This window comes from Paraburkholderia guartelaensis (genome assembly GCF_004353905.1).
Taxonomy (GTDB): domain Bacteria; phylum Pseudomonadota; class Gammaproteobacteria; order Burkholderiales; family Burkholderiaceae; genus Paraburkholderia; species Paraburkholderia guartelaensis.
The window spans coordinates 398,498-416,091 of the sequence record NZ_SMOD01000001.1; the positions used below are offsets into that span (position 1 = coordinate 398,498).

Below are 17,594 nucleotides of genomic sequence, written 5' to 3' on the forward strand. Positions count from 1 at the left end.
TCACCTTCCTCAGATTCAATCATTCGTGCGTGTACGCGGGCTCGATGGTCACGAGCACGGGAAGCCCCGTGCGCGGCGGCTCGTCAAGGGCGGGCATAACCGGCGATAACTGCATGGCGCGATCCAGCCTTTCGGCGATCAGAAACTGACCCGCTTCGACAGTGCCCGATGCATGACCCTCGCTGGCGCGCCAGGCGCAGCCGGCGCGAAGCGTAACGACGACGACCGCACGACCTGGCAACACACTGACAGGCTCGGCAATCGCCCGGATGCTCGTGCGATAGCGGCTCCTGGCGGCCATGACGTTGAGTGCAGTCACTGGGCCGTCGATGAGCGTCGCGTGCCATTCGAGGCCGCCGTCGTATTCGACGGCTTCATACGGCTTGAGCGTCACGACCGAATTCGCCTCGCGCAGCATGACGCCAGCGCCTCGCAACACGCAAGACAGCCGGTCGATTCCCTCGAATCGCGAATAGGGCCCGTCGCGTTCCACCTCGGCGAGACTGATCCGCCAATGGCACCCATCCGATGCAATCGTCCGCGTGACGCCGCCACCATTGCGCCAACGCTCCACGGGCAGCGAGTCGAGCGGATGAACTTCGATCGCTGACATATCCAGCGCCTCAGGACACCGCGCCGAGGCCGTATTTGCCCGTGAGCAGCTCGCCCGTTTCGAAGCGCTCGATCGAATACGGCTTGAGCGAAACGTCGGTCGGCAGGCCCAGCGCTTCCTGCGCGAGCACGCGGCCCACCGTGGGCGAGAGCTTGAAGCCATGGCCTGAGAAGCCATAACCCACGACCAGTCCTTCGATGCCCGGCAATTTCCCGAGCACGGGGTTCCAGTCGGGGGTCACGTCGTACACGCCGGTCCACGAGGAGGCGATCCCCGCGGTCTCGTACTCGGGGAAGCGTTCGGCGACCTGTGCGCCGACTTCGACGACGTAGTCCATCGGAATATCGCCTTGCTCGGTTTCCGCCGTGTTCAGCTTTTCGCCGACTACACCTTCGCTAACGAGCATCTGATTGCCGCCGTAGCTTCGGTAATAGAGCATGCCGGTGGAGGCGAGGTCCTTGAAGACGGGCATATTGAAGGTGTATTTGGCTGCGTCGCATTCCAGCGCGAGCACTGCATGGCGTTCCGGCATAATGGGCAGCGTGCGGCCGGTCCAGCCGGAAAGTTCCGGAGTCCAGATGTTTTGTGTGCTGATGACCATCGAAGTCGCGAAGTCGCCAATGCTCGTCGAAACACCGACGACCTTGTTGCCTTCGAGCAGAATCTTGTTCACCGAAGCGTTCTCGCGAATCGTCACGCCGCCGCGGCGCGCGGCGCGCGAGAAGCTCGTTGCCACCAGGTATGCGTCGGCGAAACCGGCTTCCGGCTCGTAGCCGATCAGCGCGGCATCGTCGAAGCGCGCGATGGGCAGCAATTCTTTCGCCTGCTGCGGGTTGAGCAGTTCGAGCGGAATGCCTTGCTCCTTCTGCTGACTAAGCGACGCGCGCAACGGTTCGAGCTTGTCGCCTTCGCTCGCCACGATCATGTAGCCGCACTTCACGAGGCCGCACGATGCCTCTTCATCGCCCAGATAGCTGGCGAAGTTGTTGAAGACGTCCCACGATTTGCGCGCAAGCTCCACGTTCTCCTTGACGGAGTAGTGGGTGCGGAGAATGCCCGATGACTGCGAGGTCGTTCCGGCCCCAATCGTTCCACGGTCGAGCACCAGAACGTTCTTAGCGCCGAGCTTCGAAAGCTGGAACGCTACCGAACTGCCGATAACACCCGCGCCAATCACCACCACATCGTATGAGTTCACGATTCCGCTTCCTTCGTTGGTCAAGTCGTGGACACAGTGTGACGGCGATGAATCGACGGGATGGAAATATAAGAGCGGGCGATCTTTAGCAAAAGCGAGCATCAGCCCTGGCGCGCGGCTGCAGCCGGGCAGGCCGTTGCAAGCGGCGAATGCAACGCCTCGTTGTGTGGAGCATAAGCAGGCGTTATCTCACCGGGACGCAAATTTTTTCGGTCTTACGATGCGTTGCACGTGACGCATTCCCGCGTCGCGCAGTTTCGGGGCTGTCTCGCCGAGGTTGCCAGCTGCCCGCATACGGTTATCGACATGAATACACAGTCCCTCGTTGAGCAATACGGTCCGCGCGAATCCATGGAGTACGACGTCGTCATCGTTGGCGCCGGTCCGGCGGGCTTGTCGGCGGCGATTCGCCTGAAGCAGCTCGCCCACGAACAGGGCAAGGACGTGAGCGTCTGCGTGCTGGAGAAAGGTTCCGAGGTCGGGGCGCATATTCTTTCGGGCGCGGTCATGGACCCCAGAGCGCTCAACGAACTCATCCCCGACTGGAAGGCGCAGGGAGCGCCGTTGAACGTCGAGGTGACGGAGGATCGCTTTCTCTTTCTCTCGGAGCGCGGCGCGCGAAGCGTTCCCAACTGGCTGCTGCCCGAGAACTTCAAGAACCACGGCAACTATGTCGTGAGCCTCGGCAATGTCACGCGGTGGCTGGGCCAACAGGCCGAATCGCTCGGCGTGGAAGTGTTCGCGGGTTTTCCGGCTGCTGAAGTGCTCTATGGGGAGCGCGGCGAAGTGCGCGGCGTCGCCACCGCAAACATGGGCATCGGTAAAGACGGTAAGCCGGGCGACGCGTTCCAGCCTGGCATGGAGCTGCATGCGAAATACACGCTCTTTGCCGAGGGCGCGCGCGGCCACCTGGGGCGGCAACTCATGGAGCGCTACGCATTGCGCAAAGGGGCCGATCCCCAGGTTTATGGGCTCGGCATCAAGGAGCTTTGGGAAATCGACCCGAAGCACCATGAGCCCGGCCTCGTAATTCATACGGCGGGTTGGCCGCTCGAGCGCGATACCTATGGCGGGTCGTTCCTTTATCACCTCGATAATAACCAGGTGGTGGTGGGCTTCGTGGTCGGCCTTGGCTACACCAATCCCTACTTGTCTCCGTTCGAGGAATTCCAGCGCTACAAGACCCATCCGGCGATCCGCAAAATTCTCGAAGGCGGCAAGCGCCTGTCTTACGGTGCACGCGCCATTACGGCAGGCGGGTTGATGTCATTGCCCAAGCTGGTGTTTCCAGGTGGCGGGCTCATTGGATGCGAGGCAGGCTTCCTGAACGCCTCGCGCATCAAGGGGAGTCACGCGGCTATCGCGACCGGCAAGATGGCGGCCGAAGCGGTGTTCGGCGCCGTGTGCGGCGGCCGCCGGAACGACGTGTTGATTGAATACCCGGAAGCGTTCGAGCGCTCGTGGCTCAGAGACGAGTTGCACCGCGCCCGCAATTTCAAGCAATGGATGAGCAAGGGCTTGTACACCGGCACGATGATGGTAGGCATCGAGCAGAAGTTATTGGGCGGCCGGGTGCCCTGGACGCTACATCACAAGCACGCGGACCATCAAACCTTGCGCCCGGCGAACCAATGCAAGGAAATTGTCTATCCGAAGCCGGACGGCAAGCTGACATTCGATCGGCTCTCCTCGGTCTTCCTCTCGAATACCAATCACGACGAAAACCAGCCGGCGCACCTCACCTTGAAGGATGCGTCTGTGCCAGTGCGCCTCAATCTGGCGGTCTACGGTGGAGCGGAGTCACGCTTCTGTCCCGCGGGTGTCTATGAGTTCACGAGTCATGCCTCTCTCGGCAGCCAGTTGGTGATCAACGCGCAAAACTGCGTGCACTGCAAAACCTGCGATATCAAGGACCCTTCGCAAAACATCGTCTGGGTGACGCCGGAAGGAGGCGGCGGGCCGAACTACCCGAATATGTAGCCGCGAGCCGGGCTGGAGCATGTTCATAAGGGACGGTGATGCTTTATATAATCGAATTGAACATGCGTTCAATCTGGTTGCCGGCTAAGCATCGTGATTTTCCCTAGGTTATCGGAAAAATCGTCGAAAAACGCGAAAATTGCGCGTTGCACACAAATTTGACGCGCTACTATGCGGTCTAACAGCGCTCTCTGCCTGATTTGTCATTGAACCAATGTTCAGTCATGGTGCAGGGGAAATCAGGGTTCGCACGCGGTTCGTGAGTCGCGTCTGTCCCTTACGGGCGGCGGACGAATGTGAGGGCGAGCAACAACGATCGGGTGAGGATCACAGCGATTTAATTAGTAAGCATAGCGAAATAATCAGTTTTTAGTACCTGGATGCGTCGCACGAGAAGTCTTCTTTAAACCTGAAAGCGATTGACGCCCAGCGCGTCATTTGATGTCGTCAAGGAGTGGATGGAATGGAACTGCACAAGAAGTTGACCCCGAAGATTGTGGCGCTTGCTGCAGTCGCCACGGTCAGTACGGCCGCCTCTGCAAGCAACCTCATCTTCGCCAGCTGGGGCGGGTCCTATCAGGACACGCAGGTGGCCACGGCAACGAAACCGTACGCCGCGAAGACCGGAACGAACGTCCAGGTCGATACATACAACGGCGGCATCGCACAGATCCGCAGCCAGGTTCAAACGAAGAACGTCACGTGGGACGTGGTGGACATGCAGTTGGCCGACGCCGCGCGCGCCTGTGATGAAGGCCTTCTCGAGAAGGTGAATCCCGCTTCGCTGCCTGCGGGAAAAACGGGTGCTCCCGCGAAGTCGGACTTTCTGCCGGGCGGCTTGTCGGACTGCATGGTCGGCAATGTCGCGTGGTCGACGATGATCACCTACAACAAGGACGCGTTCAAAGGCACCACGCCGACCACGATCTCGGACTTCTTCGACCTCAAGCGCTTTCCGGGCAAGCGCGGGCTCAAGAAGTCGCCTGAAGGCGCATTGGAATGGGCGCTGCTCGCCGACGGCGTGAAACCCGGCGATGTGTACAAGGTGCTCGCGACTCCCGCAGGCGTGGACCGCGCGTTCAAGAAACTCGACACCATCAAGCCTGCTATCGTGTGGTGGGAAGCGGGCGCTCAGCCGCCGCAACTGCTGGCCGACCGCGAGGTGACGATGACGAGTGCGTATCCGAATCGCATCTGGGTGGCTGTCGAGCAGGACAAGAAGCCCTTTGGCTTCCTTTGGGACGGCGAGGTGAAGAACATCGAGGGCTACGCGATCGTCAAGGGTACGAAGAACCTGCAGGCCGCCGAAGACTTCGTGAAGTTCGCGACGTCGACGGAACAGCTTGCGAAGCTCTCGACCGATACGGCGCTCGGGCCGATGCGCAAATCGTCGATTCCGCTGATCAATCCCGCTGTTACGCCCTATCTGCCGACGAATCCGGCGAATACGAAAGACGCCGTCGATGTCGACGTGAACTTCTGGGCCGACCACGGCGACGATCTGAATCAGAAGTTCGCCGTCTGGCTTGGCAGCAAGTAAATCAAAACAATATCTCCAGCTAGCGCACTTTCGACGCAGGGTGTCGAAAGTGCGCCTTGCCATTGAAGGGCGATACGACACCTCGCGAATGTTTTAGAGAGAACCATGACTTTCAAGCGCACCTTTCATGCTGTTGAAACTCACGCTGGCGAACCCATGCGGGTCATTACCGGCGGCGTGCCTCATATTCCGGGCAATACGGTGTACGAGCAGATGAACTGGCTCCGGGAGAACGACGACCAGATCCGCAAGCTCATGCTGCGTGAGCCGCGCGGCTACCCTCCGCTTTGTTGCAACCTGATCGTTCCGGCCAAACATCCGGACGCCGCGGCGGGATACATCATCATGGAGCAGGTGGAGTATCCGGTGATGAGCGGCGGCAATACGATCTCCGTTGCCACGGTGCTGCTCGAAACCGGCATGCTGCCGATGCAGGAACCCGTTACCGAGTTTCAGCTCGAAGCCCCGGCCGGGTTGATCGGTATCCGCGCAGAATGCGCGAACGGCAAGGTCACGCAGGTGACGTTCAGGAATGTTCCGGCCTTCGCGCCCTACGTCGATACCGTGATCGATGTGCCTCACCTTGGCAAGGTCACGGTCGACGTGGGTTGGGGCGGCATGTTCTATGTCATCGCCGACGTGCGGCAATTCAAGGGGCTCGAACTCATTCCAGAGCACGGCCGCGAAATCACGCGCATTTCGGCGCTCATTCTCAAGGCTGCACAGGAGCAGTTGCCGGTTAAGCATCCTCACTATCCCGGCTACGGCATCACCATTGCCCAGCTTTCCGGCCCGACCACGAACCCGAGCGCGGACTGGAAAAATGCGGTCACGGTAGCCAGTGGAGAGATCGATTTCGATAATCCCGCCACGTGGACAGGCGCGATCGATCGTTGCCCGTGTGGCACGGGAACGTCCGCGAAAATGGCGACGCTCTTCGCCAAGGGGCAACTGGATCTGAATCAGCCGTTCCGTCACGAGGGCATACTCGGCACCGTATTCACGGGGCGCCTCGTGGAGCAGGTCGCGATCGACGAAATCAAGGCCGTCGTGCCGACCATTTCCGGGCGTTCGTGGATCTACGGATACAACACCTATGTCCTCGACCCGGACGATCCTTTCGTCAACGGCTTTACCGTAGGCGATATCTGGGCCTGACCGACTGAGGAGAATTCCCTGCGAGTGGCGGTGCACCCGTTCGCAGGGCTCTCGTGCTGGCGGCGTGGCGCGTCGGGGCTATCGCCGCGCCGGATCCCCTCGCAGCCACTCGATAAGCTGCGTAATGACCGGGGTAATCGTCCGGCCGTGAGGCACCACGACGAAATAAGCGTCGCTGGGCCGGAACGTCGCGAGGTCGATGCGAACCAGGTCTCCTGTTTGCAGCAGGTCATCGACCAGTCTGTTCCACCCGAGTGCTATTCCCTGTCCGTATCGCACGGCTTGAATGGCGTCGGTGTAAAGGCTGCACCGGAGCACCTTGTTCAGGCGCGCGGGCCGGTACCCCACGGCGCGAAACCATTCGTTCCAGCCCATCCATCCTTCGGACGTGGCATCCGACTCCACGAGCGCCATCTTTGCGAGGTCATCGAGCGAGTGAGGCGTACCGTATTCCTCGAGGAACTCCCGCGAGCAGACGGGAAAGACTTCGACATCGAACAGCAAGGTCGACGTCCCGTCCGGCCAGTTGCCGTCCCCATAGCGCACGGCGACATCCACTTCCACATGCCGAAGGTCTGCCGTAAACATGTCGGTCGACAAACGCAGCTGCAAAGGCGGATCGAGCTTCTTCAGCTTCGCGAGCCGCGGCAAGAGCCGGAACTGCGAAAACGCAGCCGTCGAAGCCAGCACCAGTTCTCTTTGCTCGGTTCCGGTCACCAGTCGATCGAACACGCCGGCGATCTTCTGCATGGACTCCGCGACCACCACGTAAAGCGCTTCGCCTTCACTCGTCAGATCAATCGAGCGGTGCAGGCGGTGAAAGAGCTGGACGCCGAGCGTTTCTTCGAGGAACCGCACCTGTCGGCTCACGGCGGACTGCGTGACACCCAGTTCGCTTGCGGCGTAGGTGAAACTCCCAAGGCGCGCCACGGCCTCGAATTCGACGAGGGCGGTAAGCGAGGGAACGATCCGACGATAGCCTTTCGTTGCTTTGGTGGTTTTCATCCGCTTTCACATGTGTCGACGGGTACGGCAAGTGGGGTTGTGCCTGCTTTGACGAGCATTCTTTTCAGGGGAAACCCTGGCCTGGCATTCCCTGCAAATCGGCCCGCGAGGCCCTTTTCGGGTGCCGCATTTCGGGCGCATTTTCGCATGATTTAAATGAATGTGAAGCAGCTTATAAAGCGCGTTGACGGTGGGATTTGACGGTCCAATACTTCACGCCATATCAGTGTCCCGAACGCTATGCAACGTTTTCATCAAGAGGCCCACCATGTCTGAAGTCCAGATTCAAACGCACCGCGAACTCATCGATAGCCGCAAGAAAGGGCACGGCATGCCTGGTGAATTGTTCGGGCGTCAGGATGTGTTCGAAACGGACGTCGAGGTGTTTTTTCACAAGCTCTGGATTCTGGTCGGCGTGACCGCCGACGTGCCGGAACCCGGCGATGTACACACGGTGGATATCGGCAAGGCTTCGATCATCATCGTGCGCGACGACGATGAAAACGTGCGGGCTTATCGCAACGTTTGCCGTCATCGTGGCTCGCGCATCATGAAGAAGGCCGGCAAGGCAAGCGTCGGGATGCTCGTGTGTCCGTACCATCAGTGGACCTACGACCTGGACGGCAGCCTCAAGCATTCGACGCATATGGGCAAGGACTTCGACGCAAGCTGCCACAGCCTGATTCCGGTTCATGTGAAGACGGTGGGCGCGCATATTTTCGTTTGCCTTGCCGACGAACCGCCCGCGGACTTCGAGAAGCTCGAGGCTGTGATGGCGCCGCGCTTCGCGCCGTACGACCTCACGCGTACGAAGATCGCCTACGAAATGGAGATCGTCGAGAACGGCAACTGGAAACTCGTGATGGAAAACAACCGCGAGTGCTACCACTGCGCGGGCACGCATCCGGAGCTGACGAATTCGTTTCTCGCGGAAGACTTCGGCTTTTGTCCGGACGGCCAGAGCGAAGAGTCGCTGCAGGCCTACGACGATTACCTGAAGCGCAACGCGGCGTGCCTGGAGAACTGGGAACAGGACGGTTATGTCTGCGGCACAGTAGAGGCGCTCGACGAGAGCGTGGATACCAACTTCCGCACTCAGCGGCTCGTCATCTCGGGCGCAAACGAATCGCAGACACTGGACACGAAAGTGGCCTGCACGAAGCTGCTGGGTGGCGTCACGCGTCGCGATCTCGGCGACGTCCACATGTGGGGCCATCATTCGTGGACTCACGTGATGAGCGACCATGCCGTGATCGCCTATAGCCTGCCCCTCGCGCCGGACAAGACGCTCGTGCGCACGCTCTGGCTGGTCCATGCAGATGCGGTGGAAGGCGTGGACTACGACCTGAAGCGGCTCACTGAAGTGTGGGTCGCGACGACGACCCAGGACGCGGAGCTCGTCGGGAACACGCATGCGGGAACGCAGGATCCGGCCTATATTCCGGGTCCTTTCTCGAACTTCACTGAGGCAGCGCTCGACCAGTTTTCGCGCTGGTACGACGCGAAGCTGAAGGCACACGGAGTTTGAGGTCGCCATGAACGTCGCCGCAGATTCATGTTTCATCGGACAAGGTCAGGAAATGCTTGATCGCTTTTGCAGTGCGAGCACGTGGGAACGCGCTGATGCACAGTGGCCGAGTCACGAGCAGCGCACGCTGACGTGCATGCGCGTGTGCGCTGAGACGCACGACGTGCGGACTTTCGTGTTCAGCACGCGGGAGGGCCATTTCAGTTTCGAGCCGGGCCAGTTCATTACTGTGTCTGCCGAAATCGACGGCAAGGAGGTCAGCCGCTGCTACACGATCTCCTCGCCGCCCACGCGTCCCTATACGCTTTCCATTACGGTCAAGCGCACGCCGGGCGGCGTCATGTCGAACTGGCTGCACGAGAACATGAGAGAGGGCGTCGAGTTGAAGGCCTTCGGGCCGTCGGGGGTGTTCACGCCGTCTTCGGGACCGGCTGCAAAGAGTCTCTATCTTTCGGCGGGATCGGGTGTGACGCCGTTGATGTCGATGACGCGCGCGGCGCTCGACCTGGGGCTGAACCGCGACATCGTGTTCATTCATAGCGCAAGAACGCCGGAAGACATCGTCTTCCGTAACGAGCTTGCCGGCTTGTGCGCGCTCTCGGACAAATTGCGCGTGGTTCATGTCTGCGAGGCGCTCGGGAGCGAACCGGACTGGCAGGGGCCGGTGGGGCGCCTGAGCCTGGATCTGTTGATGGAGCATGTGCCGGACTACCGCGAGCGCGAAGTGTTTATCTGCGGCCCGGGTGGCTATATGGACGCTTCCAGAAAGATGCTCGCGGATGGCGGCCATGACCCGGCCCGCTACCATCAGGAAAGCTTCAACTTCGCGGAGACCGTGGAGTGTGCCGACGCGCCAGTCGGCGAGGTCGGCGCCGAGACGGCCGCGCAGGCCGGATTTACGGTGCAACTGGCGCGCTCGGGCCGCTCGTTCACGATGGACGCCTCGCAGACGGTGCTCGTCGCCGCGCGCAAGGCCGGTGTGCCCTTGCCATCGTCATGCAGTCAGGGCATATGCGGGACCTGCAAGACGAAGGTGCTCGAAGGGTCCGTGGACATGAAGCACAACGGCGGCATCCGTCCACGCGAAATCGAGAAGGGAATGCGCTTGATGTGCTGCAGCCGCCCGACTTCAAACCTCGTGCTCGATTTGTAGCAGCGGGACTGCAGTATGAACGGCTTCGGCAGACGTTCAGCTTGAATTGAAATGCTCCAGTGCCCTGTCGTGGCTCGCAATGCGTTGCGTGCCGCGCCGGGGCAATTCTTTTTTGTCGTCTGATTTTTAACCCAATTCCTCGCAGTTTCCTGCATTTTTCGCGCATTTTCCTGGTAGTTTCCCTGACTAAATCCCCCCCAGGACTTTCCCTTGTTCCATGCGGCGTGCGCCGCTTCTCGATCATTGGCCAAACGCAGCCATTTCCGACACTCAATTGCCCGCAAAGCCCCCACCTATATGGCATCCGCGCGCCGTTCGCTTATTCGCTAAACGTTTCATTGCTCACCGGGCGCTTTGCATGCATTACCAAAGGTATGGGAAAGGGCCGAAAAAATGTAGCTGGAGCGCGCAATTTGGATTGCTACGCTGCAATCACTGCATCAGTTGCTGCACCAGAACGGAATTCACCGAAATAGTGAATTCGAAGCCGGGTAAGCGGTGATGCAAGCTGAATCGCCACGCTAGAACTTCAGGCCGTACCGGAGTTCGCCAGCGCCACTTTTCTGAACCATCCAGTTGGGATGACAAATGGCCCCTCATCTGACGTTCGCACCGGGCGACACATTGCCGCCAGGCGCAATCAACACAGCGGGTACGCCTTCCGTGGCCCGGCCCATTGCCATATCAGGAACCGACATCCTGACGGTCAAGAACCTGTCGAAGATCTTCGGCCCGAAGCCCGAGGTTGCCGCGCAACTAGTCAAGCAAGGCCTGGGACGCGATGAGATCTTCAAGCGCACCGGCAACATGGTGGCGGTCAACAACGTCAGCCTCAACGTGAAGGCCGGCGAGATCTTCGTCATCATGGGACTCTCGGGTTCCGGCAAGTCGACGCTCGTGCGGCTGCTCAATCGTCTGATCGAGCCGACGTCCGGCCAGGTCGTTCTCGAAGGCCGCGACATCGCGCCGATGTCCACACCCGAGCTGCGTGAAGTGCGCCGCAAGAAGATGGCGATGGTGTTCCAGTCGTTTGCGCTGCTGCCGAACCGCACGGTGCTCGACAACATCTCGTATGGCCTGGAAGTCGCGGGCATGAAGAAGGCCGAGCGCTATGAAATCGCACGGGCCGCGCTCCAGCGCGTGGGACTCGGCTCGTACGAAAAGCTGCTGCCCGGCGAACTCTCCGGCGGCATGCAGCAGCGGGTCGGTCTTGCCCGCGCCCTGGCCGTCAATCCCGCCGTGCTGCTGATGGATGAAGCCTTCTCCGCGCTCGATCCGCTGATCCGCTTCGAAATGCAAAGCGAACTGCTGCGGCTCCAGAAGGAGGAGCAGCGCACCATCGTCTTCATTTCGCACGATATCGAAGAGGCCATCAAGATCGGCGGCCGTATCGGCATCATGAAAGACGGCTGCCTGATTCAGGTTGGCACGCCTGCCGAACTCATCCAGTCTCCGGCGGACGATTACGTGCGGGACTTTTTCCGTCACGTCGACGTCTCGCGTTTCCTCAAGGCCGAGAGCCTGCTGACCCGCGTCGAGCGCGGACTGATTTCCGGCGACGTCGGCGCGCCCGCTGAGCGTTACCTCAATCAACTGATCGATAGCGGTGCCGAATGCGGTTACGTTTGCGATCAAGCCGGCCGCTACCAGGGCTGCGTCACGCCAGCTTCGCTGCACAAGGCGGGTGCCCAACCCCTACGCGAAGCGTTGCTCAAAGACTTGAGCACGGTCTCGCTGGACACCGACCTGCACGAACTCTCCGCGATCGCACTGAGCCAGCAACACGACGTGCCGGTGACGGACGCGGCAGGCAAGCTCGCGGGCGTCGTGTCGTGCCGAACGATACTCAAACAGGTTATGGAGCGGAGGGCAGCATGAATTCGTCAGTCATCGGCAAGTTCGCAGAGAACGCCGTCAATTTTCTCTTCAATCACTTCCAGGGCGGATTCAACGCGTTTTCCGCGGCGCTGGGCGCAGTCGTCAAGCTGCTCGAAGACGGCCTTGGGGCGATTCCCTTCGTCGCGATGCTCGTGTTTCTCGTGGCGTTCGCATTGTGGCGCCGCGGTATCGCCTTTGCGGTGTTCGTCGGCATTGCGCTGATGCTCATTCACTACATGGGGCTGTGGCCGCAAACGGTCGCGACGCTGGCGCTTGTCGTCGCCGCGACGGTATTCAGTCTCATCGTCGGCGTGCCGCTCGGCATCTGGGGCGCGCGCAACAAGCGGGTCGAAGTGATTCTGCGCTCGCTGCTAGATTTCATGCAGACGATGCCGGCGTTCGTTTATCTGATCCCCGCCGTGATCCTGTTCGGCCTTGGTCGCGTGCCTGCCGTGATCGCCACCGTCGTGTTCGCCATGCCGCCTGTCGTGCGCCTCACGACGCTCGGCATCCGCCAGGTTCGCGAGGAATTGCTGGAAGCGGGCCGCTCGTTCGGCAGCACCGACGCGCAACTGCTCTGGAAGATCCAGCTGCCGAATGCATTGCCGTCCATCATGGCCGGCGTGAACCAGACCATCATGATGTCGCTTTCGATGGTCGTGATTGCTTCGATGATCGGCGCCGGCGGCCTCGGCGAATATGTGTTGAGCGGCATCCAGCGCCTTGATATCGGCATCGGCTTCGAAGGTGGCCTCGGCGTCGTGCTGCTGGCCATCGTGCTGGACCGCCTGACGGAGACGTTTGGCGTGAAGTCGAAGAAGAGGAGACCCGTCACGAAAGTGGGCAAAGCTGGCACCACCGAAGCGGCGCATAGCTGACTAGCCGGATGCCTGCCTGAAATCACAGGCAGGTCATCCGTGACGAATGGGTAGTTTCAATATAAATCCGGAGTACTAACATGATTAGCGATACTTTCAAATCACTCGTGACGAAGCTGGCGCTATCGACGGTCGTCGTGATGAGCGTCGGCGTCGGGTCTGCGGTAGCGGCGGAGCCGATCAAGCTGGCGATCACCGACTGGGCCGACGTGCTCGCCACGGCCAACGTCGCCAAATACGTGCTCGAAACGAAACTGAATCAGCCGGTCAAGTTCGTCAATGCGGACATCGGCATTCAGTTCCAGGGCGTGGCGCGCGGCGACCTGGACATCATGGTGGGCGGCTGGCTGCCAGTTACGCACGCTGTGTACTACGCCAAGTACAAGAACGATCTGGATGATGTCGGCGTCATTTACACGGGTGGCCGAAACGGCTGGGCCGTGCCCGCCTACGTGCCGGAGTCGGAAGTGTCGTCGATTTCGGACCTGAACAAGCCGGACGTCAAGAGCAAGCTCGACGGCACGATCCAGGGCATTGGTCCGGGCTCGGGCCTGATGCAGGCCTCCCAGAAGTCGGTTCAGGCCTACGACCTGAACGGCTACAACCTGCAGTCGTCGAGCGAAGCCGGGATGCTCGCTGCCGTGTCGCGCGCGTATCAAACGAAGCAGTGGGTCGTCGCCACGGTCTGGAGCCCGCACTGGCTCTGGCAGAAATGGCAGATGCGCTATTTGAAGGACCCCAAGGGCACGCTGGGCGGCGAAGAACAAGTGCACGCGTTCGCGTCCAAACAGTTCGCCACCAAGTTTCCCCGCGCCGATGTGTTCTTCAAGCATTTCAAGCTGACGCTGGCTGATGTCGAAGCCATCGAACTCGAAGGCAACAGCACGAACGACTATGCGACCGCCGCGAAGAAGTTCGTCGACGCGCACCCGGACAAGCTGAAGGCCTGGCTGCAGCAGTAACCAGAAGGTTCGTATTCACGGGGGCAGGAAAGGCCCGCTGCCCCCAACGATTTTCATGTTCCATCAGGGCCTGCTTGACACGATTACTTCCTGGAGTGACCTGTGAGCGAATACTCGTGCTTCTTTTCTGAAACGCTCCAGAGCCGTGACCCGGTCATTGCATCGGAGATCGCGCTCGAATTGCGCCGGCAACAAACGCAGATCGAATTGATCGCTTCCGAAAACATCGTTTCGGCGGCGGTGATGGAAGCGCAAGGAACGGTGCTGACCAACAAGTATGCCGAGGGTTATCCGTCAAAGCGCTATTACGGCGGCTGCGAGCACGTCGACCGCATCGAGGCGCTCGCGATCGACCGCGTGAAGGCCCTGTTCGACGCCGAATATGCCAACGTGCAGCCACATTCCGGCGCCCAGGCAAACGGCGCCGTCATGCTCGCGCTGGTCAAGCCGGGCGACACGGTGATGGGGATGTCGCTGGACGCCGGCGGCCACCTCACGCATGGCGCGCGCCCGGCGCTTTCCGGCAAGTGGTTCAACGCCGTGCAGTATGGTGTGAGCCCGCAAACGTATCGCATCGACTACGACGCGGTGCGGCGGCTCGCGCAAGAGCATCGGCCGAAGCTCATCATCGCGGGCTATTCGGCTTATCCGCGCGCGCTCGACTTTGCGGCTTTCCGCGAAATCGCCGATAGCGTTGGCGCGCTGCTGATGGTCGATATGGCCCATATCGCCGGCATCGTCGCGGCAGGCCGCCATGAAAACCCGATCAAGTACGCGGACGTGGTGACGTCGACCACGCACAAAACGCTGCGCGGCCCGCGTGGCGGCTTCATTCTGACCAACAACGGCGACATCGCGAAGAAGATCAATTCCGCGGTGTTCCCCGGCTTGCAGGGCGGTCCGCTCATGCATGTTATTGCGGGCAAGGCCGTGGCGTTCGGCGAAGCGCTGCGTCCCGAATTCGCGGGCTATATCGACCGCGTGATGCGCAATGCAGAGGCGCTCGGCAACGTGCTGCAATCGGGCGGGCTCTCGCTCGTCACGGGTGGCACAGACAACCATCTGCTGCTCGTCGATCTTCGCTCCAAACGCATTACGGGCACGCAGGCCGAGAAAGCCCTTGAGCGCGCGGGCATCACCTGCAACAAGAACGGCATTCCGTTCGACACGGAAAACCCGACTGTGACTTCCGGCATCCGGCTTGGCACGCCAGCCGGTACGACCCGCGGATTCGGCACGGCTCAATTCGAGCAGATCGGCGAAATGATTCTCGAAGTGCTGGCGGGCCTCGAGCGCGAGCCGGGCGGCGACGACCACGTCGAGCGCGCCGTGCGTAGCCGCGTGCGGGATCTGTGCAACCAGTATCCGATTTATTCGCACGCCGACGCGCTGGCATAAGCCCAGGCACTCAGCGCGCGAATGCAATGAAGACCCGTTTATCTGTTTGAAGATTACTGAAGAGAGGAATCGAAATGAGCTTCGAGGGCGTACATACTCCGCTGGTCACTCCGTTCAAGGAAGACGGTGAAATCGACCATGCGTTGCTCGGCAAGCATGCAGCGAATCTCGCGGGCCGTGTATCGGGACTCGGGATCGGCGGCACCACGGGCGAATACTACGCGTTGAGCTTCGAGGAACGCGTCAAGACTTTCAACACCGTTGCCGAGGCGGCGGGTGGAAAAACCTATTTGACCGCGGGCATCAACGCGACCACGACGAAGGAAGTGATTCGCCTGGGTCTCGAGGCGAAGCGTGCAGGTCTGTCGTCGCTGCTGGTGGCCGCGCCGTACTACGCGCAGCCTACGCAGGAAGAACTGCTCAGCCACATGCTGAAGGTGGACGACGCGCTCGACATGCCGATCATGCTGTACAACTTTCCGGCCCGCACGGGCACGGAGATCAGCGATGGCGTGCTGGCAACGCTGCTCGAGCGCCCGAACTTTATCGCCATGAAGGAGAGCACCGGCGATATTTCGCATCTGCATCATCTCGTCACGCACTTCAAGGACCGGCTGGTGCTCAGCTGTGGCATGGACGACCAGGCGCTCGAATTCTTCGCCTGGGGCGCGAAGAGCTGGGTAGGCGGCGCCTCCAACTTCCTGCCGGAAGCGCACACGGCGCTGTTCGACGCGTGCGTCAAACAGAACGATTTCGTTCTGGGCCGCAAGCTGATGACGCAATTGCTGCCGGTGCTCGAACTGCTCGAGCGCAGCGGCAAGTTCATCCAGTACGTGCGCTACGGCTGCGAATTGGTGGGGCTGCCGGTTGGCGTGGCGCGTGCACCGCTCGGCTCGCTCACGCAAGAGGAGCGCAGCGCGTTTGCGCAGCTTGTGCAACCGCTCATTCGCAACGCCCAGTAATCACCGAAAATGGTCTCGAACCTGGAATTCGCGCGGTTTCCTGCGCCAGACGGCGTCAACGGCTGGTGGGAGAGTCTCCCGCCGGCGGGGCCTGCCAAAACCGTGTCGTCGGAGCATCGATACGACTGGGTCGTTGTGGGCGGCGGCATTACCGGGCTTTGCGCGGCTCGCCGGCTCGCCGAGCTGGCGCCCGATGCATCGATCGCGCTAGTCGAGGCTGATCGCATCGGGCGCACCACGGCTGGACGTAATTCCGGATTCTTCGTCGATCTGCCGCACGACATCAGCAGTGAAAGCTATTCGCGCAGCGTGGCAGAGGACAAGGCTGACGTGCGGTTCCAGCGGCACGGGATCGACTACGTGCGTTCGATCGTACGTCAGCACAACATCGATTGCGATTGGCGCGACGACGGTAAATTCCACGCCTCGGTCAACAAGAAGGGACTCGACGCGCTCTCGCACTTTGCGCAGGGCCTGACGCGCATCGACGAAGCTTTCGAATGGCTCGATCAGGCGGCCATCCGCAAGGTAACGGGCACGGACTTTTATCAGGGGGCGCTGTTTACGCCGGGCTGCAGCACGGTGCAGCCGGCGGCGCTCATGCGCGGCCTCGCAGCCACGCAGCCGGAAAACGTCACGGTCTTCGAGCTGAGCGCAGTCACCGAAATCGAGCATCGCAGTAACGAGAAAGTCCTGCATTTCGCCAGAGGAAAGATCGTCGCCAAACAGGTGATTCTCTGCACGAACGCTTATGCCGCGACGTTTGGCATCCATCCCAATGGCTTGCTGCCTGTCTACACCTTTGCATCGATGACTCGCGTCATGAATGCCGGCGAGGTCGAGAAGCTGGGCGGAACGCGGTCATGGGCGCTGATCCCGGCGGACCCCATGGGCACGACCGTGCGCCGTCTTGCTACGGACCGTATCTGCGTGCGCAACCATTTCGCGTTCAGACCAGGGCTGCAGGTGTCCGAAGCCGATCTAGCGAAAGCGAAAGCGCTGCATCAGCGCTCGTTCGACCGGCGATTTCCGATGCTCGAGGGCGTCGAGCTCGAGTACACGTGGGGCGGTCCACTGTGTCTGTCCGCGAACAACGGTGCACTGTTCGGCCGCCGTGACGACGGAATTCTGGAAGCGGTGGGATGCAACGGCCTCGGACTGAGCAGAGGGTCTTCGTCGGGCAAGCTGATCGCCGAATACGCGCTTGGTCAGAACAACGAGCTTGTCCACCAGCTTCTGAATCAGCCCCATCCGCGCTCGCTGCCGGTTCGGCCCATTGTGGACATGGCGGTGTCGGCCACGATCTGGGCAAAGGAAATGTCGGCTGGAGCCGAGCTTTAA

General features: G+C 60.8%; 14 protein-coding genes. 11 read left to right on the plus strand and 3 right to left on the minus strand.

All coding sequences use genetic code 11. The features are described 5' to 3' along the window. Positions 1-19 precede the first annotated feature (19 nt). Positions 20-613, minus strand: coding sequence for a HutD/Ves family protein (locus tag E1N52_RS01755; RefSeq protein ID WP_133179617.1), 594 nt, complete (start codon positions 611-613; stop codon positions 20-22). Positions 614-623: 10 nt separating this feature from the next. Further along, entirely contained in the window at positions 624-1,811 is a 1,188-nt protein-coding gene (locus E1N52_RS01760) for an NAD(P)/FAD-dependent oxidoreductase (RefSeq protein ID WP_133179619.1), read from the minus strand. A 306-nt stretch (positions 1,812-2,117) separates the two neighbouring features. Here E1N52_RS01760 and E1N52_RS01765 point away from each other — a divergent pair, with 306 nt between their 5' ends. From E1N52_RS01765 to E1N52_RS01775, 3 genes are all read left to right on the plus strand, one after another. After that, on the plus strand, positions 2,118-3,791 hold the full coding sequence (locus E1N52_RS01765) for an electron transfer flavoprotein-ubiquinone oxidoreductase (RefSeq protein WP_133179621.1): 1,674 nt from the start codon (positions 2,118-2,120) through the stop codon (positions 3,789-3,791). 463 nt (positions 3,792-4,254) lie between these two features. Beyond that, positions 4,255-5,331, plus strand: a complete 1,077-nt coding sequence (locus tag E1N52_RS01770) for an ABC transporter substrate-binding protein (RefSeq protein WP_133179623.1) — start codon at positions 4,255-4,257, stop codon at positions 5,329-5,331. Positions 5,332-5,436: 105 nt separating this feature from the next. Continuing rightward, entirely contained in the window at positions 5,437-6,489 is a 1,053-nt protein-coding gene (locus E1N52_RS01775) for a proline racemase family protein (protein ID WP_133179625.1), read from the plus strand. Positions 6,490-6,567: 78 nt separating this feature from the next. Here E1N52_RS01775 and E1N52_RS01780 read toward each other — a convergent pair whose 3' ends face one another. Next, entirely contained in the window at positions 6,568-7,494 is a 927-nt protein-coding gene (locus E1N52_RS01780) for a LysR substrate-binding domain-containing protein (protein ID WP_133179627.1), read from the minus strand. A gap of 268 nt (positions 7,495-7,762) precedes the next feature. On the opposite strand from E1N52_RS01780, the gene E1N52_RS01785 reads away from it, so the two are divergent. The 8 genes from E1N52_RS01785 (at position 7,763) to E1N52_RS01820 (ending at position 17,594) form a co-directional block, all read left to right on the plus strand. Then, positions 7,763-9,022, plus strand: coding sequence for an aromatic ring-hydroxylating oxygenase subunit alpha (locus tag E1N52_RS01785; protein ID WP_133179629.1), 1,260 nt, complete (start codon positions 7,763-7,765; stop codon positions 9,020-9,022). Between the two features lie 52 nt (positions 9,023-9,074). Continuing rightward, the gene (locus E1N52_RS01790) at positions 9,075-10,175 is read left to right on the plus strand and encodes an FAD-binding oxidoreductase (RefSeq protein WP_165979310.1); all 1,101 of its coding nucleotides are present in this window, start codon (positions 9,075-9,077) and stop codon (positions 10,173-10,175) included. Positions 10,176-10,763: 588 nt separating this feature from the next. Next, positions 10,764-12,053 (plus strand): quaternary amine ABC transporter ATP-binding protein, encoded by a 1,290-nt coding sequence (locus E1N52_RS01795; protein WP_133179632.1) that lies wholly within the window; start codon positions 10,764-10,766, stop codon positions 12,051-12,053. Further along, the gene (locus E1N52_RS01800) at positions 12,050-12,931 is read left to right on the plus strand and encodes an ABC transporter permease (RefSeq protein ID WP_133179634.1); all 882 of its coding nucleotides are present in this window, start codon (positions 12,050-12,052) and stop codon (positions 12,929-12,931) included. The genes E1N52_RS01795 and E1N52_RS01800 overlap by 4 nt, the downstream gene beginning before the upstream one ends. Positions 12,932-13,011: 80 nt before the next feature. Continuing rightward, the gene (locus tag E1N52_RS01805) at positions 13,012-13,893 is read left to right on the plus strand and encodes a glycine betaine ABC transporter substrate-binding protein (RefSeq protein WP_133179636.1); all 882 of its coding nucleotides are present in this window, start codon (positions 13,012-13,014) and stop codon (positions 13,891-13,893) included. 102 nt (positions 13,894-13,995) lie between these two features. Continuing rightward, entirely contained in the window at positions 13,996-15,291 is a 1,296-nt protein-coding gene (glyA, locus tag E1N52_RS01810; protein WP_133179638.1) for a serine hydroxymethyltransferase, read from the plus strand. Positions 15,292-15,365: 74 nt separating this feature from the next. Further along, the gene (locus tag E1N52_RS01815) at positions 15,366-16,253 is read left to right on the plus strand and encodes a dihydrodipicolinate synthase family protein (RefSeq protein ID WP_069263831.1); all 888 of its coding nucleotides are present in this window, start codon (positions 15,366-15,368) and stop codon (positions 16,251-16,253) included. Positions 16,254-16,262: 9 nt separating this feature from the next. Next, entirely contained in the window at positions 16,263-17,594 is a 1,332-nt protein-coding gene (locus tag E1N52_RS01820; protein ID WP_133179639.1) for an NAD(P)/FAD-dependent oxidoreductase, read from the plus strand.